We start from the raw sequence: 18870 nt of genomic DNA, 5'->3' as shown, positions 1-18870 counted from the left end.
CTTCACCTGTATATTGCAACCAATTCTTAATGCTCGCAGTGTTTGTTCTGACTGGAACCTGTTAGCTCCAATAGTACAATCGGGAAGTCGAATGAGGCTCGGTTCGTCTCAACGAGACGGACGTCACAGGAATGAGATTCCCTGAGCCTGACCAGTGCACATCGGACGAAAAGAGGACAGTGGGAAGCAACACAGGGCCCATTCCCTCACGGACCCCAATGAGACGGCACGGCAGAGCCATGGCGCTGTCACTCATCGATGGTCTCGTCTTCGCGTTCCTCGTCGTATCGATGACACTCGTGAGGTACGACTTCCATGCATCTCTCGTCAACGTGCCGGGAATGCTCGTCTGTTCGGCGGTCGGCCTGATCGTCTTCCTTATCGGCGGGCCCCTGGCGATCTACCGCGGTCGCTACCGACGTGGTTCGACCGATCAGTTCGCCGCAATCGTGGGAACGGTTGCTCTGGGTGTCGGCATCATGTGGGTTGCCGAATTTGCCTTCGCCAGTCGACTGCTCATCCCGACCAGCGTCCCCATTACGGCGGGAGCGCTCATGGTCGTGGTCAAGAGCCTCGAGAACTGGATTCGTCGCAACTTGAGGCAACGCAGCCTCACCACGTCCGGTGCATCCCGGCCCACAATCGTCGTCGGCGCGGGAAACCAGGGCATGCTCGCCCTCGATATGATCGCTCAGGACACGCACAACGAATTCGTCGCTGTCGGCATCCTCGACGACGACCCTGCCAAGCGTCATCTGCGCTACAACGGAATCCGCGTACTCGGACCGATTGCCGACATCGCCACCCATGTCGATCGCACCGGAGCCGGGGCCGTCATCATTGCGATCGCTGACCTGCCGCCCGAAGAGCTCTCCCGTATCGCGTCGAATCTCGAATCCCGGCCGGTCGAGATCAAGATCATGCCGAAACTCTCGGACTCCGCGTTGGCACGTCCCGAGCCGGACGCCCATGACGTCGCCGACCTGCGTCACCGCAGCTTCCGCGATGTCAGCCTCGAAGACCTCATCGGACGCAAACCGATCTCGACGAATATCGACGACATCGCCTCGGCGATCACCGGCAAGGTCGTCCTCGTCACCGGTGCAGGCGGCTCCATCGGCTCACAGCTGTGCCGTCAGGTCGCCCGGTTCGATCCGGCCCGACTCATCATGACCGACCGGGACGAATCCGGCCTGCACGCCACTGAGCTCGGCCTCGAGGGCTCAGCCCTTCTGACCAGTGATGACCTCGTCCTCGGAGACCTGCGAGATCCGGCATTCATCGATTCCCTCGTCGCTGAGGCGAAGCCGGACATCATCTTCCACGCCGCAGCTCTCAAACACCTGACTTTCCTTGAGCGCTTCCCGGAACAGGCGGTGCGCACGAACATCGGAGCCAGCCTCGACCTGCTCAACGCGGCCGTGGCTCACGACGTCGATTCCTTCGTCCACATCTCCACCGACAAAGCCGCCGGTGCGACCTCAGTGCTGGGGCGGACGAAGTTCTCCATCGAACGGGCGATCGCCTCTGTGGCCGCGGCAACCGGACGACGTTATATGTCGGTGCGGTTCGGTAATGTACTCGGATCCCGGGGGTCCGTACTCGAGACCTTTGTGGCACAGGTGGCGGCCGGCGACCCCGTCACAGTCACCGATCCCGAGGTCACCCGATACTTCATGACCGCCGATGAGGCCTGTGAACTCGTCCTTCAAGCCGCAGCGATCGGTGGCCCCGGAGAGACCTTGGTCCTCGACATGGGCGAACCGATCCGCATCGCCGCCCTCGCCAAGAGAGTGATCGCACTGTCAGGTCGCAGTGATGCGCAGATCGTCTACACGGGCCTGCGCCCGGGGGAGAAGCTGACTGAAGCCCTTCTGTCGCCCGGAGAGGTCGACAGCCGCCCCAACCATCCGCTGATCACTCAGGTGCCGATCGCTCCGATCGATCTGGAGAAACTCGGTGCCCTGGTCGCCGAATCACGTGACCCACAGGTTTTCACTCACAGGTCGGGCCTCGAAGAGCACCTGACGCGTCTCCTCGACTCAGAGACGGCACCGGCCACCGGTGACGCGACAGAGGCCATCGAGCCGGCAGCGACAACGTCAAGAGCCCCCGAGCCAGACGCAGACCCCCATGACACCGGAGTCGGCCTCTGATGGCTCTGCAGTCGCTGGTGATCCTGGTTGTGGCCGCGGTGGTCACGGTTCTCAGCGCCCTCATCGCCTTTCCGCTGCTGCGTCGAGCGGGGGTCGTCGATGTCCCTTCTCATCGCTCCTCGCATACGCTGTCGACCGTACGCGGCGGGGGAATCGCCATCGGCTGCGGCATCACCGTGGCGACGGTTCTCGCCATGGTGTGGACGGTCAGCGAAGACGGTGTCTTCGGCCTCGGCGGGATCCTCCTTCCGGTCGGTTTCCTGGTCCTGACCTGGTGCTATTCGGCCATCGGAATGAGCGACGATCTCGACTCCCTGCGCCCCGCCGGGCGGCTGATCGGACAGGTGATCCTGGCTCTGCTGTTCAGCGCGATCATCGCCATGTTCTCAACACAGGGAATCGCTCACGTCATCGCCTTCGCGGTCATCGGCGTGACCACTGTCAACGCCGTGAACTTCGTCGACGGACTCAACGGCTATGTCACCGAGTGGACCATCGTCACTGCCGGATGGTTCGCCTTCGTCAGCTCCTGGGTAGGAGAGAACGACATTGCACTGCTTGCTCTGGCGCTGGCCGGCGCTGCTGTCGGGTTTCTCCCGTTCAACCTCGGTCGGGCCAAGGCGTTCCTCGGAGACACGGGAAGCTACGGGATCGGAGCGGCCGTATTCGCTCTCGCGGTCTGGCTGTTCGTCCAAGGCGTCCCGATCGTCGTTATCATCGCACCGATGATCTTCGTCTTCTTCGACGTCGGACTCACTTTGGTCCTACGGCTCTTCCGGGGAGAGAATATTCTCTTGCCTCATCGTGAACATATCTACCAGCGGATCCAGCAGGCGGGCTGGCCACACAGTTCTGTTTCGCTCTTCCACGCCGCATTGAGCGTCCTCTCCTGCACCATGGCCGTCCCGACTCTCATCAGCGGAAACACGGCGACAACCTACCCGGCCCATGTGTTCTGGGTCGGGCTGCTCGCCCTCTATGCGCTGCTGCCGCTGTGGCTGCGGCGACGGGCGCTGAAGGAGGCGATGACCGCATGAGAATCGTTCTGCTCAGCCACTATTACTATCCCGAAGTCGGTGCACCGCAGCGACGGTGGCGGATCCTCGTCGACCACCTGCGCGCTGCCGGTCACGATGTCATCACGGTGGCGCCGCATCCCCATTACCCATATTCCGACCGCAACGGGTTCTTCGGATCGAAGGTCGGGCGGGGGCGTCGTCGAGTCGACGTGCGCCTCGGCGGCACATGGGACACCGGCGTCGACGGTGAGCGGATCCTTCGCGTGCCGTACCTGCACAGTGGATCGTCGATGGCTCGTCAGCTGCTCGATCAGACGGTATCGGCGACGGGTGCGATGTCGGCTGTCATTGACCGGCTGCGGGGCAGAATGCGTCCCGACGTCATCGTCTCCACGACTCCGGCACTGCCGTTTCTGCTGGCGGGCGACACCCTGTCGCGACTGCTGCGAGTGCCGCATGTCGCTGAAGTGCGCGATGCGTGGCCGGACCTCATTTCGGAAATGAACTTGGTGACGGGAGCGGTCGGGCGATATCTTCCCGTGACGCTGACACGCGGCCTCGAGCATCGACTTCTGCCGGACCTGCTCACTCGTGCCCAACGGCATGCGGCGGTCGTCGTCGTCACTACTGAAGGTTTCAAACGTCGCCTGGAACAGCGTGGAGTGACCGCCGAGGTCGTTCGCAGCGGAGTCTCACCGGCGGAGTTGGAAGGCGCGTCCGGCCTGACCGCCACGGGTGCGATCCCCGTTGTCCCTGTCCCAGATGAGACGGGCACCGCCGGCGACGTCGTCAAGGGCACGACTTCTGCCGATCGCCGAGGGCTCAACCTGCTGTACGTGGGCACTGTCGGTCGATCCCAGGATCTCAGCACCGCGGTTCGCGCCTTGGCCCGCACTGAAGGTGTGCGACTGCGCATCGTCGGTGGCGGCGTCGATACCGGCGAGCTCAAAACCACAGCCGCGGCGTATGGGGTGCCGGTCGAATTCCATCCCCAGATCGCAGGCGCCGAACTCGCTGCCCACTGGGAATGGGCAGATGCCGGATTGGTCAGCCTCAGCTCCCTCGATTCCTATCAATGCACAGTCCCGTCGAAGCTCTATTCGTTGATGGCCCGTCGAATTCCTGTCCTCGGCGTCGTCGCCGGTGAGGCCGCCGACATCATCACGCAGACCGCGGCGGGAGAAGTCGCGGTTCCCGGTGATGTCGATTCCGTAGCCGCGGCGATGTCGAGGATGAGAGAACGAGTCGAAGCCGGTGAGGAGTTCGGATCGAATCCGCCTGGAGATCAGAACCCGCGCGACTGGGTGATTCGACATGCTTCGGCAGCCGCAATGGGACGCACTTACGAACGCGTCCTCGAGCAGGTGGTGTCGTGAATCTGCGCTTCCTCGCCCGGCAGCTGACGAACGTCGTTGTGACGACTGTTGGACACATCAACGACGACCGCGTGTTCTTCGGCATGCAGCTGGCACGTCGCCTGCCGGGCCCTGCCTCGCGTTTCGTCGGACACGCGCTCGGACGCCTGCCGGGCGACGCCAGTCGGGCGGCATCTGCGTGGCTGCTCGGTCAAGAGACGATGGCGAAGTCATTGGTCTCAGGTTCTCCCTCGCCGTCACGCCTTCTCGGCGAGATCGCACTCAATCTGGGACTCCTCGACGAAGCCGAATCGATCGCCGCGGCTGTTCCCGGCGCCTGCGCACTGAGCTCACGTATCGAGTGGACCAAGGGACACATCGACGAAGCCATCGCAATTCTGCCCGACGGCGCACGCCGGACACGACTGATCGATGAACGACAGTGTCTGCAGCCTCAATGGTGGCCCGAGATTTCGAGCCATATCACGGCTCGTCGGATACGCGGCAATGCGGATCATGACCGAAGTCAGCAGCCGACGGCGCTGCATGTGCTGACTAATTCCTTGCCGCATACCCGCTCCGGCTATGCTTACCGCTCACATGCCATCCTCACCACTCTGTCGGAGGCGGGCAATCAAGCGGCTGCGATCACGCGGCCGTCGTATCCCGTGACCATCGGACGACTGAGCCAGGGGCCGGTCGAGGTCGTCGACGGTGTCGAGTACATCCGTGATGTGCCGTTGAGACCCCGTCCCACGCCATCCGAACGGCTGAGCGAGCAGGCGAATCGCATCGCTGGAGAAGCGCACCAACGTGGTGCTCAGGTCCTTCACACGACAACGCACTACGTCAACGGCTTGGCTGTTGGAGCGGCGGCGGCTGCAGCGGACCTGCCGTGGGTCTACGAAGTCCGCGGTGTCCTGGAAGAGACATGGGCGGCTGCCGGCGGCAGCCCGGAAGAGCGTTCTGCGCGCAGGGACAGTCAGCGCTTCGCGCTCATGCGGGCCAAGGAGATCGAAGTCGCATCGGCTGCCGACGCCGTCATCACCCTGGGTGAGACGATGCGTGAGCACCTGATCGTTGGAGGAGTGCCGGCAGAAACCATCACACTCATTCCGAATTCGGTCTCCGAAGCCGTCGTCGATGCCGATGTCAGCCGCACTCCGGCCGAGGTGAGAAATAGCCTCGGCCTGCCCGGCGACGGGGTCTGGGTCGGAACGGCGGCGTCGATCGTCGGCTATGAGGGTCTCGACGACCTCGTCGACGCCGTCATCCTGGCCCGGGGCCAAGGCACTGACCTACGTCTCCTCATCGCCGGCGCCGGTGTCGCTCTGCCGGAACTACGGGAACGTGCAGCGCCTCTGGGGGAGAACGCGGTTTTCACCGGACGGGTCTCTCAAGCCCAGGCAATTGAGTACCAACTCGCCCTTGATGCGATCGTCGTGCCGCGTAAGGACGAACCGGTCTGTCGTCTGGTCACTCCGATTAAGCCGATAGAAGCGATGGGTCTTGCGCGGCCAGTTGTCATCTCCGACCTTCCGGCACTGCGTGAACTGGTTCCGGACAGCGCGGGTTTGTGGACACCGCCGGAGAGCCCGCAGAAACTCGCGGAACTGTTGTCCGAGCTCGCCTCTGATGACCCAGCCAGGGCAAGAATCGGGGACAATGGACGAGCACACGTTCTTGCAACGCTCAGGTGGAAGGAAATCGGACGACGATATGGGCAGGTCTATTCTCAAATCGTGGGGAGTGATGCGCGATGAGTGAGACGAAGAACCCCCTTGGGCTGAGTTCGATCCCGTCCGTGTCGAGCGAGGGCCTCGTCCCCGTTGGTCGACGGACGAGCCTGAGCAGCTACCTCGCCGCCTTGTGGAACCGCCGGCATTTCATCATTGCCGAGTCTCGAGCCAAGATGTCGAGCTCGACGCGGAAGAACTTACTCGGATACGGCTGGCTGTTCCTCAATCCCCTGCTGTCAGTGCTCGCTTACTGGTTCGTCTTCGGATTCATCCTGCAGACCTCACGTGGAATCGACAATTTCGTCGGATTCCTCGTTATCGGGGTGTTCGTCTTCGGCTATACAGGCAAGTGCATGACCGGTGGAACCGGGTCGATTCGCTCTGGTGCGTCGATGATCAAGGGATTCCAATTCCCGCGTGCCGCGCTTCCGATCTCCACGGTAGTTCGCAATTTCCTTGACTTCATGCCGACTTTGCTCGTCATGGTCATCGTGCTGGCGGTCGTGCCCCCGCTTGAAGTGATCACCTGGCGTGTCATCCTCGTCATCCCGGTCATTGTTCTGCAGACAATCTTCAACGTCGGTCTCGCCTGCTTCCTTGCGCGCCTTGGTCACAAGATCCCCGATCTCACGAATTTCATGTCGATAGTCAGCCGATTCTGGCTCTACGGATCGGGAGTGTTCTTCTCCATCGAAGACCGATTGGGAAATCATCCGGCGCTCTTGGAGGCAATGCAGTACAACCCGATGCACGCCTATCTGACACTTGTGCGCAATTCACTGCTCTACGGAGTGGATACGGATCCGAAGATGTGGATCGTCGGCACAGTCTGGGCGTTCGGACTCCTCATCGTCGGCTTCCTGTTCTTCTGGAGAGGGGAGGAGAACTATGGTCGACTCTGAAATCCAGGAACCCAATATCATCGCGGAGAACGTCCAAGTCCGGTACACGGTCAATACCAACGATCCGAGCCAACGGGCTACGGGGCTGCGTCGACTTTCCAACGCAGTCGCCGGACGCGCAGGCCAGACGACTGTCCGCGCTTTGAGAGGAGTGAACTTCGTCGCGCGCGAGGGGGAGATGGTCGGTATCGTCGGAGCTAATGGCTCAGGCAAGTCGACGTTCCTCCGCAATGTCGCTGGCGTCGAGCAGCCCGACAGAGGCCGTATCCTGGTTCGTTACCAACCCCTCCTGCTCGGCGTCAGTGCGGCGCTCCAGCCAGCTTTGTCCGGCAGTGAGAATGTGCGCCTTGGGTGCCTTGCGATGGGGCTCTCGCCCGAAGAAGCCGAAGATGCCTTTGACTACGTGGTCGAGCTGTCAGCATTGGGAGCTGCGATTCACCGACCTATGGGCACGTATTCGTCGGGGATGGGCGCTAGGTTGCGCTTCGCCATCGCTTTGGCGGCTCGGCCGAAGATCATGCTCATCGACGAAGCCCTCTCGACAGGTGACGCAACCTTCGCCGAGAGAAGCGAACGTGCGATGGACGAACTCCTTGCCGAGGCAGGAACGGTTCTGCTCGTCAACCATGCCGCCAAAGTGATTCAGGAGTTGTGCACGCGCGCAGTGTGGATGCACCGAGGAGAGATCCTCATGAACGGCCCTGCCGAGGCTGTCGCCGAGAAATACCGCTGGTGGGCGTGGAATGTTGCCAAGGGCAAGGAAGATATCGCCGACAAACTCCTCGCCGATGTGATGAGCAACGCCGTCAAAGAGGAGATCAACATCCTCGAACCCGAGCTCATCAAAAATCCCATCCCGCGACATGCAGCGCGCCCGTCTAAGAAGAAGGCCGCTCGGGCCCGCCATGTGAAGCGCCAGGACACGGTCGAAGTAGTCGAAGAGACTCCGACCCCGATGTTGGCCGCCGCTGATGAACAGGTATGGCCGGAATCCTTCGATACCCAGATGCCGAAGGCCAAGTTCCCGGCTCTACCCAAGCCTGCATCGCAAGCAGTGAGCGCCCCTCGAATCTCCGATGCCCCGCCACTACGGATGAGCCCAAGTAAGAAGCGCGTGGTCTTGCGGGCCGCGAATCCTGACGATCGTGCGTCAGAAATTGCTGCCGCAGATGACTTCACCCGCCGTAGACTCGCATCGCGCGCACGCAAGATCGCGGATGAACGATACGAGGAGCGGCAGCGCTTGCGACAGGAAGACGAAGCATCTGTTGTGCACCAGGATTCGCGCCGATGAAGGTCGCGATCTTCGGTTCATGTGTGAGCCGTGATTCTGTGGAGTTCATGCCTGAAGCCGAAGTTGTGGCCTATGTGGCTCGGCACTCTGTGACGAGTTTGGAATCTCCGCACGGGGCAGATGGAATCGATCTGAGTGAACTGACCTCCGCTTTTCAGGAGCGAATGGTCACTAACGATCTCCATGGTTCAGGTCTCGAACGGATCGTTCACACCGCGAGCGACCTCGATGCCGTTCTCCTCGACTTGGTCGACGAACGACGGGGGTTCTGGGAGTTTCCTGACGGTACGACCATGACGAATTCGATCGAAGTCGAATCCTGTGGTGCTGCCCGCGAAGCACGTCGGGGCGGTGCGCGACTCATTGAATTCGGAGATGAAGAACACTTCGGTCGATGGAAGTCTGGCTTTATCCGCCTTGTTGGTGGGCTCAAGAGCACTGGGTTGTGGGAGAAGACAATTCTCCTCGACATCGAGTGGGCTGGAGCCGTTGACGGCGCCCAGCACCCGCAAAGCGACAGCCTGGCGAAGCTGGGTCGCAACTGGCGTCGGCTACAACGGGCTAGCCGCGAGGCTAACCGCAGACTGACGCGTGGGCAAGGGATTGCCGAAGCATTGACTAGCCTGCGAAACGTCAGACCTACAGAAGCAGAAGAATATGCGGATAGGGCCGTCGCTGCCAATGCAGACTATGTCCGGTACCGCAGATTCGCTCAGTCTATGGTGAAGTCAACAGTCACAAGGGCCAGCAGCCAAGTCCGGATCAACCGAGATCACAAATGGGGGCCTCAGCCGTTCCACTACCGGGATGAGGATTACAGGTCGATCGTGCAAAGCGTCCGCGACCTGGTGGAAAAGTGGGGCGCGTCGTCGACTACCGCCGAGTGAAACGGCGAATGCGAGACTGCACGTCTCAATACCCCAGAGAAACGAGGTAGCGGAAGAAGTCTGCGAGCTCGTTGTCGGCCAGAGCGTTCGTGAGTGCCGGCACCGCTTCGGGGTCGAAGTCGATGATGACTGTGCCGTCGTCTTCGCGACGTGAGTTCGTGGGCACGGTGACCACCGCGATGTCGTCCGTCTGCAGGGTGCGGAGGCCGTTGGCGATCTTGGCGAGCTCACTCGTGGTCAGCTCGGCGTTGTGCTGAATCCCTGAAGCGAAATGTGCGAGCACCGCCGCGCCTTTGTTCGGATCTTTGACCAGCCCACCTGACTTGAGTGTTTGAACGAGCGCACGCACGACAGCACGCTGATTGCGGGTTCGCGTCTGTCCGGCATCATCGACCGGGTCTGCCGCGGTGAAGATTGCCGATGTCGCCCCGTCGAGGTTGTTTGTCCCCTCGACGAAATCGGTGCCGCCGGCGCTGAACGCTGCACGGCTGTAGACCTGCAGGCCGCCGAGCTCGTCGATGACGCGACCGAGCGCGTCTGCACCCAGTTGCGCGATGTGATCGATGCGGATGCCGAGGAACTCCTCGACCATGGCGACGACGACCGGCCATCCGCCTTCGTCGGCGATCGCGCCGAACGTCTGACCTGCCTCGATCTGAGTGGAGGGATTGAGCACGAGCACGGCCGCAAAGTCGCCGGCGTCGGGAACATGGATGACAGCGAAAGTGTCACCTTGGCTCGATGACTGCGGAGCCGCCTCGGCGAGGTTTCCGGGATTCGTCACCCGAAGTATCAGGGTACGGGAGTCGTCCGCGGTGGGACGGACGTCTGCGGGCGGGAAGGCAGCTTCGGCGGGAATGGTCTTCGATGCGTCATCGAATTCGGCGCGGGCGGAGTTGAGGTCCTTGAGAGAACCGATGGCGGAAACCATCTTCGTCAGTTTGGCCATGGCAGTCCTACTTCCTCTGTCCGGTCATTTGGTGCTGGTCTCAATAGTAGCCGCGGGTGAGATCGGCTCGTGTACCGGTCTCACCCGCGGGATACGCAGAGCGGGAGGAGCTTTCAGCGCTCTCCACCGTGCCAACTGCAAGTCCCTTGGCCGGACGAATTGGAAACGGTGCCATCGTTGCACTGAGTTGGTCCGCCAGAGTTCCCCTCATACTCGTTGTACGGATCCAGGTATGGGTAGTCGGGGCCGGAACTGCCGTACTCGGGTGCTTCGTCCTCGAACGCGTCTGAACTGTCATACGGGTCGGGAGCGTCTGGCACCGTTGGATCTGACCTGTCGGACTCCGGCGGTGTATCGAAATCGTACCGAGTGATGAACAGCTGATTGTCGTAGTAGTCCGAGAAGTCCGCAGCCGACAAATTGGTGGGTCCGATGGCATTGACCGTTTCCAGAAAAGCCAAAGAGATCAGCTGTGCTTCCGAGCCGTACCTTTCGAAGTTCGTGCCGTAATCGTCGACTCCGCACCAGTACGAACCGATCACCAGAAAGACGAAGGACTCGAGCAGAAGGCCGGATCGCGGATCCTCGGCGAGGATCTCGGCGGATTCCGGACCATAGACACGAGTGCTGCCCGCTTCAGAATAGGAGTCACATTCCTTCTCTGCGAGCGACAGCCACTCATCAGGTTCCACGTCGATTCCATAGCGAAAGGCGAGCACTTCGCCGTAGTAGATGAGCTGTTCGTCCTCCGCCGAGTATGGGTCCAGATCCTCAGACACCGCCTCGGGCGCTGGTTCGTCAACGGCTGCCGGATTGACCTCCTCGATGGGGTCAGCGGAGGATCCGGTCGAATCACCGGTCTGCGGTGGCTTCTCGACTGTAGAGCAACCCGAAAGGGCGACGAGGGCAAAAACTAAGACCAGCGCGACAAAGGCGCGTCTTATATTCACTTGCCACAGCAAGGACCTCAACAGAGGTGAGCGATGCTTCACGGGACCCCGATTCGATTCTGACCGAAGCAGACGACTAATCGTAACTGGTTACTCGTGAGCGAGAATGCCTCTGGCCGGGGTGGAGGGCAACGGTTATCAATTCGTTGGAATGTGAGTGACTGCGTTGCCGGTAATGCGCTCATTCAACACATAAAACAACTTGACCGAGCAGCTCATAGCTACTCGGTCGAGTTCATTTGGTTTCAGCGGAGGCCGAAGATCTTTCCGAATGCGCTTCCGGACGACTGACCGTCCGACTTCTTGGTCTCGGGAGCCTTGTCCGCTGGCTTGTCAGCGGAAGGTTCGGCGGGCTTGACCGGCGGCGGGGGAGGGAACTCTGAGCCGGCGGACTCTGCCTTCGGGGCCACTGATGCTGCGCTCTCCGGGGCCTTCGGCGCGGGAGGAGCCGTCTCGGTCTCGTCGGCTGCCGGGGTCGGGGTCACCGACTCCGGAGCTTCGGGGACCGGCTGAGGGGCTTCCGGTGCGGGAGCCGACTCGGCGGCTTCTGGCTTCGGAGCGTCCGGCGCCTCAGGTGCTTCCGGTGTCTCCTGGACCGGGGCGTCAGCGGAGTTCTCCGGGGCTTTGGTCACGGGCGCTGTGGTCTGCGGGGCTGCGGAGCCAGCTTCGGGGGCGGAGGTCGCCTCGGTGGAAGGTGCCGGTGCCTCGGTGGAGGCCTCGTTCTCAACCGCGGTCTCGGACGAATCGGCGGGGGCCGCCTCGGCGAGGTTCTTGATGAGGGAGAGCTCGAACTCGAGCGTGATCTTGTCGCTGACGAGCACGCCACCGGAATCGAGCTTCGCATTCCAGGTCACGCCCCAGTCCTTGCGGTCGATGCGACGGGAACCTTCGAGGCCCGCGCGCAGGTTGCCGAAGGGATCGGTCTCGACGCCGATGAGCTCGAGCGGGATGGACACGGTCTTCGTCATGTCACGGATCGTCAGATCACCGGTGACGATATAGGAGCCTTCGTCCACCTCGTCGATGGCCGAGGAGACGAAGCGGATCTCCGGGTAGGCGTCCACGTCGAAGAAGTCCGCCGAACGCAGGTGCTCGTCGCGACCCTCGCTGCGGGTGTCGACGCTGGCGGTCTGGATGATGACCTCGGCCTTTGAATCGGCGAGGTCGTCGGCGATGTCGGCGGAACCGGACACATCATTGAACGCTCCGCGCACACGCGACACCATGGCGTGGGTGGGGTGACAACGGCGTCGCGGAATGAGTCGTGTCAGCGGTCGACGTTGCCGGTGACGACACCGACCAAGGTCAACGCCATGGCAATGGCCAAAGCGATCGCTGATGCGATGAAAGCAACGGCGATGTGCTCGCTCAGGGCCGCCGCGACGATGGCCGGTCCCACGATCTGACCGATGCTGTACCAGGACGTCAGCTTCGCCGAGGCGTTCGTGACACCCATCTGTGTGCCGATGCCGATCGTCATCATGACCACCCCTATGAAGGTGAAGCCGAAGAGGGCAGCGGCGATGATCAGCACGAACGGAGTGGAGCCGAAGACCGCGAGCAGGGCGCCGAAGACCTGGAGGCAGTAGCAGAGCGTCAACGCCTTGACCGTGCCGATGCGGGCCGCGACGGCCGACCACGTCAGGGGAGACGCTGCCGTGGCGATCCCGGCGATGAGCCACGTCGAGGCGGCCGCCGTCGCTCCGAAGACGGGACCGGCGAGCACGACGAGGTAGGTGCCGATGATGATGTAGCCGCCGCCTTGGAAGAAGTAGCCGGTGGAGAGGAGGGCCATGGCTCGGCGACGGTTGGCCTCGAAGGGAGTGGGCGTATCGGTGGATTCGTCGGTGGTGGTCGGTTCAGCCGCCTCGGCCGGGGTGTGCTGGGGGATCCGGGCGGGGATCGGCCAGGTCCAGGCGAGTACGGAGAAGATCGCGGATACGGCCGCGCAGATGAGCCACAGCTGCCGCCAATCGGCGATGCTGCCGGCGGCGAGCACGATGGCTCCGGAGACGAGGATGCCGAAGCCGACTCCGCCGTAGGAGATGCCGCCGTCGCGCGGTTTTCGGGAGTTCGAGGGAATCCGTTGGGTCACGCAGACGAAGATCAGCCCCGAGGCGATGCCGGCGATCGTGCGGATGCCGCCCTGCCAGATGAGGTTCGGGGTCAGAGCGACCGCGGCGAGACCCACCGTGGAGACGATGAGGCTGAGCCGGTAGACGAAGCGATTGGGTTCGACCCAACCTTGAGCGATGACGAGGGTGCCGATGAAGTAGCCGACGTAGTTCAGCGTCGCGATCCATGCGCCGGGAGCCGAACTCCAGTACAGGGCCGCGACCATGAGCGGCAGTGCCGGGGTGTAGAAGAACCGGCCCATGCCCATCGCCACCGACAGGCCCAAGGCCCCGCGGACGGGTGTGAGAGAGGGAGCGGCAGTGCTGTCGGGCACGATGTGTCCTCTCTTCGGGCGGTGCTTCGGGCGGATGTTCGGGTGGCGGTGTCTCCGACCCTACGATGCCATGAGAACGGGGCGGCCGCCTCGGCGGGAGGGGATGCGGACGTTCTCTGTGTGTCGGTGGGGTGGGGAGGTTTGGGATTGTGACTGTGGAAGTTGTTGTATCCGGGCGGACAGGGCAAAGTTATTTCCGTGAACATCAGGAGGAGTATTCAGGGCGGAGTGCTGGCGCTCGCCCTCGTGTTGTCGGGATGCTCGTGGTTCGATCCTGATGGTTCATCGCCGAGCTCGGACCCGAGCCCGACTCCGACCGAATTCGAGCAGTCGAAGGTCGACGCGTCGGGGGCACCTGCCGATGTCACTGTCACTGCTGACAAGACCGGGCCCAGTTTCAGGGCCGACAACATCGGGGTCTCATTCGAAGCCACCGATTTGGCAGACCCCCGACTCGATCCGGCGAATTCCAACCTCGATGAGCAGCTGAAGTCGCTCGGGTCGCCGGCGCTCCGGTTCGGCGGCAATGCCCTCGACCGGAGGACGTTCTGGACGTCGAAGGGAGAGAAGCCGAAGCACGGCGAGAAAGTCACCGTCACCCCCGATGACCTCAAGAGGCTGAAGAAGCTCGTCGATGTCACCGGTTCCACCGTCACCCTCGGCGTCCCACTGGGCACCTACGATCCGGAACGCGGAGCGGACATGGCCGCGCACACGATCGACATCCTCGGCGATTCCCTCATCGGTCTGGGGATCGGCAACGAACCGAACGGATACACCGTCGACGATGTTCCCGGTGGTGCGGTCCGCGGTGACGATTGGAACGAGGACAAATACGTCAAGCAGCTCGAAGCGTATGCCAAGGCCATCCATGCGAAACGGCCCGAGGCGCCGATCATCGGTCCCGATGTCTACGACGGGGCATGGATGACGGCCTTCCTGGATTCTGGTGTGAAGAAGAAGACCGCGCTCGCACAGCATTGGTACCAGCTCTACGACTGCGATTCTTCCTCGGTGCCTGGGCGGGGGCCACAGGCGCCGAACCTCATCGAGCCCATTGCGAAGGAGGCGGCGAAGAAGAACCTCGGCATCGGTAAATCCAAGGCCGACGACGCCGGGCTGCCGCTGTGGCTCGAGGAGACCGGGCCGACGAGCTGCCCGGGCACGAACGACACCTCATTGACGAACGCCTCGGCGCTGTGGGCCGCCGACTACACGTTGTATGCGGCGACCCTGGGCGTCGAACGCATGGCCATGCACTCGATGCTCGGAGCCTGCAACGGGGGAGCCCCGATGTCCCTCGTCTGCGACCCGGCCGACCACGGGGACCGGTCGAATGAGTTTCAGGTGAGGCCGAACATGCTCGGGCTCAGGTTGCTGGTGCCGAGTGTCGGCGGGGAGTTCACACGCACTGCTGTCGATGCGGGCGGGAACATGAGTGCCTACACGGTTTCGAAGGACGGCGGGCGCACCCTGGTCACGACGGTGATCAACGCGAACGACGCGGCTTCGGTGGGTGGGAATCCAGTGACGCTGTCGATGCCTTCGGGGTTCGGTGTGTCGACGGCGTCGCAGGTGTATGGGGCGTCGAATGATGTGAAGAGTGCTACGCAGGTGGTGCCTGCTAATCCGTTGCCGGATGAGGTTCCTTTTAGTGGGGAGGGGGCATCGGAGTCGGGTGGGCCGTCGGCTGGTGGTTCACCGTCGGGCGGGGCGAGTTCGTCGGCTGCGCCGAGCGGCGGCATGGGCGACGACGGGAAGCTGCGGATCGACCTTGCCGGGAGCTCGGTGACGGTGTTTATTATGCGCAAGGGGTGAGGGTCTGGAACTTCCGGCTGTTGATGTCCTATGTTGTTATGCCGTGTGATGCCGTAGCGTAATTCGCATGAGCACCGCAAAGTTTGATCACATAGAGCGTTTAGAAGCTGCTCTGAAACAACGGGGCAATCCGGTGAGCGCGGATACCTTCATGGACGTCCTCCGGGAGATCAACGACTTGGAGGGTGCGTCGAAAGGCATCCGAATCGATTCTGCGGAATCATAGTCCAGACGAAGAACTCGCTTAAATCGTGATCGACGTTGTCGGGCATTTCGCGAGGTCGGCGGAAGCAGCCAAGTTTCGACGCGTCTGTCTGGTTGAGGGAGGCGCGGGCCGGGGCTGGATGCTCTGGGCTCAAATTGTGATCCACGGCTCTTTAGTTGACCTGCACGAGTTGGCGTGTGACACTTGTGACACATGGAGGCGGTCCGCGTAGGGCTCGAGCCTCGAAGTGAACCATTAATGAATCAAACACTATCCTGGCGGAGAATATGTCTACCTTGACTGTCCCGTCCTCGGCGACTCCCGAGGAAACACTTGCAAAGATTGATGCTTTCGCCAGTTCGTTGTCTGACGGGATTGCTCGCGAGGCGCTCGAGGAGTTTGCCGGGACACTTCGTTCTGGCCGCGACATTGTTCTGGCCTCTTCCGGTGACACTGTCACTACCTCGACCGCTGCAAAGATTCTTGGCGTTAGCCGGGCACACCTATACAAGGTTTTGGACGCGGGTGCCATCCCTTATGTTGTTGTGGGGAAGCGCGATAGGCGCATCTCGATGGCGGATCTGACTTCGTATGTTGAGAAGACTGAAGCTGTACGTAGGGATGCGGCGCGTTCGGTTGCTAAGCGGCAGGAAAATCGTGCGTTCGCATTGGACGAGATGGAGTGACCCGGGTCCGACGTGTCAGGGGCTGACGCTACTATGAACCGGTGGACTATATACGTCGTGTGACAATTCGGTGCCTCTGTGAAGATCTCAATGAGGGCTGGGACGATGTTGCTCAGCAGCGGAGTTTCCAGACCCTTCGGGATCTATTGGAGGCGGGCAAGAGCGACAGCGAAATTGCACGTTCGCTGGAATCGGTGCCCACTGTAAGTAAGGCAGATCATCCACTCGTGCGTAGTTTCAGTGCAGCCTTTGAAGCGGGCGGGAGCGGTGTGCGTCGTGAGAGCATTAGCGGACTGACAGACCCCTATTGGTGGAAGCAGAAAGTTTCTCGTTGGCGAGGCGCTGCTACTGATGCCGAAACTGTTGGCGACGGCGAAGTATGGCTTTGCGCAGGCGGGTTACGGTCGGTAGGCGACGATCGAGACTTCTACAAAACGTTCACACACCAGGTTTCGGTAAATGGTTCGAGCAAGTTTCTGCCTAGCGAGTCCGATCGCAAACTCCAGGCGATTGAGGAGAAGATTTCACGCAAAGAAGCATGGAATCGGCAGGTGCAACTCTCCGCGCTTGTCTGCCTAGATCGTGCCTATAGCCAAGAGTCCGCCGTTTCGTTTCACGTACCAGGGCCCTCACCTACCCCGGTGGAAGAACCGCTGATGCACTTGGAGTTTGCGGTCTCGAAAGAGACCATTGACGGTGAGGAATTAGCCGAGCTTCTACTAAGCGTCTCATCGCAGGACACGTCTAAACCATATTTGGCAGAGGACGCACTCGGATCGATTCGAGAGATCGTGGAACCCGTTGTTGAGAGATGGCGATTGCTGCCTGGCCCGGGCGGAATGCTGATTTGGTCGACGATTCTGAGTGCGGACCTGATTGCCACGGCCAAGGGAGCGGTCGAGCTTGGGGAGCTGCCGGAGGGTGTATCAAAGTCTGGTTTCCGCTTTGCGGTACGCGCGCACTATGCAAAGGCTCATTCGCTAGTTGACGCCACAGTTGAAGGAGATCCTGTAAGAGGTCTATGCGGGACATGGTTCGTTCCAACTGCAGACCCGTCTGGGCGGGATATTTGTCCGATCTGCGCGGGTAGATATGAAGAATTGGATTCGGGTGGGCTAAGCCCGGGGCAGTAGTAGTTGTGGAGGTCGGAGCCGCAGATGCTGGCAACCGCCAGACGCAGCATTTCCGGGGAGGGCCGCCCGCCAGAAAGGTTATGCGGTGTGATTTAGTGGTTCTCCGGCAGAATGACGGCTATGCTGATCCCGCCCCTGAACCGGTCGGCAGGCATCCGCGGCTCGGGACTGAGCAGTGAGGGACCGGCACGTGGCCGGCGTGGCACGTCTCATTCAACAAGGAGGCTGACCCATGACAACATCGACAACGTCTCAGCCCTACAGCGGTGTTCCGTTCGACAACGCATCCGTGGCCGGACGCCTGGCAGAGCTACCTGCAACTGCCGACGCCGAAGCGCTGACCGTTTCCACTGACCAGGGGGAATTCGCCGCTTTCCGGGCAACGCCTGCGCACCCGAATCCTGATCTCGGTGACGCGGTCCTTATGCACGGGTGGCCTGAATTCGCATCGTGCTGGGAGAAAACAGCGGCGCTGCTCCTCGAGCAGGGTATGGGAGTGTTCGCCTATGACCAGCGAGGATATTCGCCGGGAGTACGCCCGGACTCGGTGGGGGAGTACGCAATCGCGCGCCTGGTCGCCGACCTCGACGAAGTCTCCCGCACGGCGGGACTCGAACGCTTCCACCTCGTCGGCCATGACTGGGGTGGACTCGTCGCGTGGCCCTTTGCCGCGAACCACCCACAGCGTCTGCACACCTGCACGATCGTGTCGACGCCGCACCCCAGAGCGCTGGGCAAACAGCTGAAGACGGACGACGATCAGTACGAACGCATGGGCTATATGCGGTCGATCCAAGATCACCCGGAGGGAGTGGCCCGAACATTGCTGCGCGATGACGGAAAGAAGCTGGTCGAACTCTACGGCGGCGCCGTCCCCGATGATCTCGCAGCCTCCTATGTTGCGCGATTCAGTGAGCCCGGGGCTTTTCTGTCCGTGCTCAAGTACTACCAGGCGATGGATGGCCGCGATCGGACGCCGAGCACTCCCATCACGGTGCCCACGAGTTTCATCTGGGGCAGCGAGGACATCGCATTCTCCCGAACCACTGCAGAGCTCAGCGCTCGCTACGTCGAAGGGCCTTTTAGCTTTGTCCCTCTCGAGGGCGCGTCTCACTGGCTCCCCGAATCACACCCGAACGACATCGCTTCCACGGTCATCAACCAGGCACGGGAACACGCGGAGGATCAGTAGCGTGCAGAGGCACGCACTACCCCATTGCGTGGTGTCTTATCCAACAAGCGTTGGCCCAGGGATTGGGCCAACGCTTGTAACCTGACTTGCACAGGTGACCGGTGATTTCACGGTGTCGTGGAATGTTTGTGCTGGT

At 61.7% G+C, this 18870-nt stretch carries 16 protein-coding genes; 12 read left to right on the top strand and 4 right to left on the bottom strand.

What is annotated here, in order from left to right; all coding sequences use genetic code 11:
- The first annotated feature begins 218 nt into the window (after nucleotides 1–218).
- Genes ACQE2J_RS17380 through ACQE2J_RS17350 form a run of 7 tightly spaced genes read left to right on the top strand, consistent with a single transcriptional unit; the run spans nucleotide 219 to nucleotide 9352 of the window.
- Nucleotides 219–2156, top strand: a complete 1938-nt coding sequence (locus ACQE2J_RS17380) for a polysaccharide biosynthesis protein (protein WP_426936745.1) — start codon at nucleotides 219–221, stop codon at nucleotides 2154–2156.
- Entirely contained in the window at nucleotides 2156–3193 is a 1038-nt protein-coding gene (locus ACQE2J_RS17375) for an MraY family glycosyltransferase (protein ID WP_426936744.1), read from the top strand. The genes ACQE2J_RS17380 and ACQE2J_RS17375 overlap by 1 nt, the downstream gene beginning before the upstream one ends.
- Nucleotides 3190–4551 (top strand): glycosyltransferase family 4 protein, encoded by a 1362-nt coding sequence (locus ACQE2J_RS17370; RefSeq protein WP_426936743.1) that lies wholly within the window; start codon nucleotides 3190–3192, stop codon nucleotides 4549–4551. The genes ACQE2J_RS17375 and ACQE2J_RS17370 overlap by 4 nt, the downstream gene beginning before the upstream one ends.
- On the top strand, nucleotides 4548–6293 hold the full coding sequence (locus tag ACQE2J_RS17365) for a glycosyltransferase family 4 protein (protein ID WP_426936742.1): 1746 nt from the start codon (nucleotides 4548–4550) through the stop codon (nucleotides 6291–6293). The genes ACQE2J_RS17370 and ACQE2J_RS17365 overlap by 4 nt, the downstream gene beginning before the upstream one ends.
- On the top strand, nucleotides 6290–7171 hold the full coding sequence (locus ACQE2J_RS17360; protein WP_426936741.1) for an ABC transporter permease: 882 nt from the start codon (nucleotides 6290–6292) through the stop codon (nucleotides 7169–7171). Before ACQE2J_RS17365 ends, ACQE2J_RS17360 begins: the two co-directional genes overlap by 4 nt.
- Nucleotides 7158–8465, top strand: a complete 1308-nt coding sequence (locus tag ACQE2J_RS17355; protein ID WP_426936740.1) for an ABC transporter ATP-binding protein — start codon at nucleotides 7158–7160, stop codon at nucleotides 8463–8465. The genes ACQE2J_RS17360 and ACQE2J_RS17355 overlap by 14 nt, the downstream gene beginning before the upstream one ends.
- The gene (locus ACQE2J_RS17350) at nucleotides 8462–9352 is read left to right on the top strand and encodes a DUF6270 domain-containing protein (protein ID WP_426936739.1); all 891 of its coding nucleotides are present in this window, start codon (nucleotides 8462–8464) and stop codon (nucleotides 9350–9352) included. The genes ACQE2J_RS17355 and ACQE2J_RS17350 overlap by 4 nt, the downstream gene beginning before the upstream one ends.
- 25 nt (nucleotides 9353–9377) lie before the next feature.
- On the opposite strand, the gene ACQE2J_RS17345 is transcribed toward ACQE2J_RS17350, so the two are convergent.
- The 4 genes from ACQE2J_RS17345 to ACQE2J_RS17330 all read right to left on the bottom strand — a co-directional run bounded on the left by ACQE2J_RS17345 (nucleotide 9378) and on the right by ACQE2J_RS17330 (nucleotide 13700).
- Complete coding sequence (locus ACQE2J_RS17345; protein WP_426936738.1) at nucleotides 9378–10301, bottom strand: LCP family protein; 924 nt, start codon at nucleotides 10299–10301, stop codon at nucleotides 9378–9380.
- 113 nt (nucleotides 10302–10414) lie between these two features.
- Nucleotides 10415–11263, bottom strand: coding sequence for a hypothetical protein (locus ACQE2J_RS17340; RefSeq protein ID WP_426936737.1), 849 nt, complete (start codon nucleotides 11261–11263; stop codon nucleotides 10415–10417).
- Nucleotides 11264–11496: 233 nt separating this feature from the next.
- Nucleotides 11497–12477, bottom strand: coding sequence for a YceI family protein (locus ACQE2J_RS17335; RefSeq protein ID WP_426936736.1), 981 nt, complete (start codon nucleotides 12475–12477; stop codon nucleotides 11497–11499).
- Nucleotides 12478–12518: 41 nt separating this feature from the next.
- A complete protein-coding gene (locus ACQE2J_RS17330) occupies nucleotides 12519–13700 on the bottom strand; it encodes a YbfB/YjiJ family MFS transporter (RefSeq protein WP_426936735.1) in 1182 nt (393 codons plus the stop codon).
- A gap of 198 nt (nucleotides 13701–13898) precedes the next feature.
- On the opposite strand from ACQE2J_RS17330, the gene ACQE2J_RS17325 reads away from it, so the two are divergent.
- From ACQE2J_RS17325 to ACQE2J_RS17305, 5 genes are all read left to right on the top strand, one after another.
- On the top strand, nucleotides 13899–15518 hold the full coding sequence (locus tag ACQE2J_RS17325) for a hypothetical protein (RefSeq protein WP_426936734.1): 1620 nt from the start codon (nucleotides 13899–13901) through the stop codon (nucleotides 15516–15518).
- Nucleotides 15519–15585: 67 nt separating this feature from the next.
- Nucleotides 15586–15744, top strand: a complete 159-nt coding sequence (locus ACQE2J_RS17320) for a hypothetical protein (protein ID WP_167854105.1) — start codon at nucleotides 15586–15588, stop codon at nucleotides 15742–15744.
- A 266-nt stretch (nucleotides 15745–16010) separates the two neighbouring features.
- Complete coding sequence (locus ACQE2J_RS17315; RefSeq protein ID WP_114320173.1) at nucleotides 16011–16409, top strand: helix-turn-helix domain-containing protein; 399 nt, start codon at nucleotides 16011–16013, stop codon at nucleotides 16407–16409.
- A 41-nt stretch (nucleotides 16410–16450) separates the two neighbouring features.
- A complete protein-coding gene (locus ACQE2J_RS17310; RefSeq protein WP_135447630.1) occupies nucleotides 16451–17542 on the top strand; it encodes a DUF3039 domain-containing protein in 1092 nt (363 codons plus the stop codon).
- Nucleotides 17543–17774: 232 nt separating this feature from the next.
- Nucleotides 17775–18734 carry an alpha/beta fold hydrolase gene (locus ACQE2J_RS17305; RefSeq protein ID WP_114320171.1) on the top strand — a complete coding sequence of 320 codons (960 nt, stop codon included), beginning with the start codon at nucleotides 17775–17777 and terminating at the stop codon, nucleotides 18732–18734.
- Nucleotides 18735–18870 lie beyond the last annotated feature (136 nt).

The sequence above is a fragment of the Brevibacterium sp. LE-L genome (assembly GCF_050214925.1).
Lineage (GTDB): Bacteria > Actinomycetota > Actinomycetes > Actinomycetales > Brevibacteriaceae > Brevibacterium.
Note: the sequence above shows the minus strand (reverse complement) of the source record. Positions and strands in the feature narration are given on the sequence as shown.

Excerpts from the sequence above, each read along its gene's own strand:
- ACQE2J_RS17380 (WP_426936745.1), top strand. The coding sequence starts at position 219 with ATGAGACGGCACGGCAGAGCCATGGCGCTGTCACTCATCGATGGTCTC.
- ACQE2J_RS17375 (WP_426936744.1), top strand. The coding sequence starts at position 2,156 with ATGGCTCTGCAGTCGCTGGTGATCCTGGTTGTGGCCGCGGTGGTCACG.
- ACQE2J_RS17370 (WP_426936743.1), top strand. The coding sequence starts at position 3,190 with ATGAGAATCGTTCTGCTCAGCCACTATTACTATCCCGAAGTCGGTGCA.
- ACQE2J_RS17360 (WP_426936741.1), top strand. The coding sequence starts at position 6,290 with ATGAGTGAGACGAAGAACCCCCTTGGGCTGAGTTCGATCCCGTCCGTG.
- ACQE2J_RS17355 (WP_426936740.1), top strand. The coding sequence starts at position 7,158 with ATGGTCGACTCTGAAATCCAGGAACCCAATATCATCGCGGAGAACGTC.
- ACQE2J_RS17350 (WP_426936739.1), top strand. The coding sequence starts at position 8,462 with ATGAAGGTCGCGATCTTCGGTTCATGTGTGAGCCGTGATTCTGTGGAG.
- ACQE2J_RS17345 (WP_426936738.1), bottom strand. The coding sequence starts at position 10,301 with ATGGCCAAACTGACGAAGATGGTTTCCGCCATCGGTTCTCTCAAGGAC.
- ACQE2J_RS17335 (WP_426936736.1), bottom strand. The coding sequence starts at position 12,477 with ATGGTGTCGCGTGTGCGCGGAGCGTTCAATGATGTGTCCGGTTCCGCC.
- ACQE2J_RS17320 (WP_167854105.1), top strand. The coding sequence starts at position 15,586 with ATGAGCACCGCAAAGTTTGATCACATAGAGCGTTTAGAAGCTGCTCTG.
- ACQE2J_RS17315 (WP_114320173.1), top strand. The coding sequence starts at position 16,011 with ATGTCTACCTTGACTGTCCCGTCCTCGGCGACTCCCGAGGAAACACTT.
- ACQE2J_RS17305 (WP_114320171.1), top strand. The coding sequence starts at position 17,775 with ATGACAACATCGACAACGTCTCAGCCCTACAGCGGTGTTCCGTTCGAC.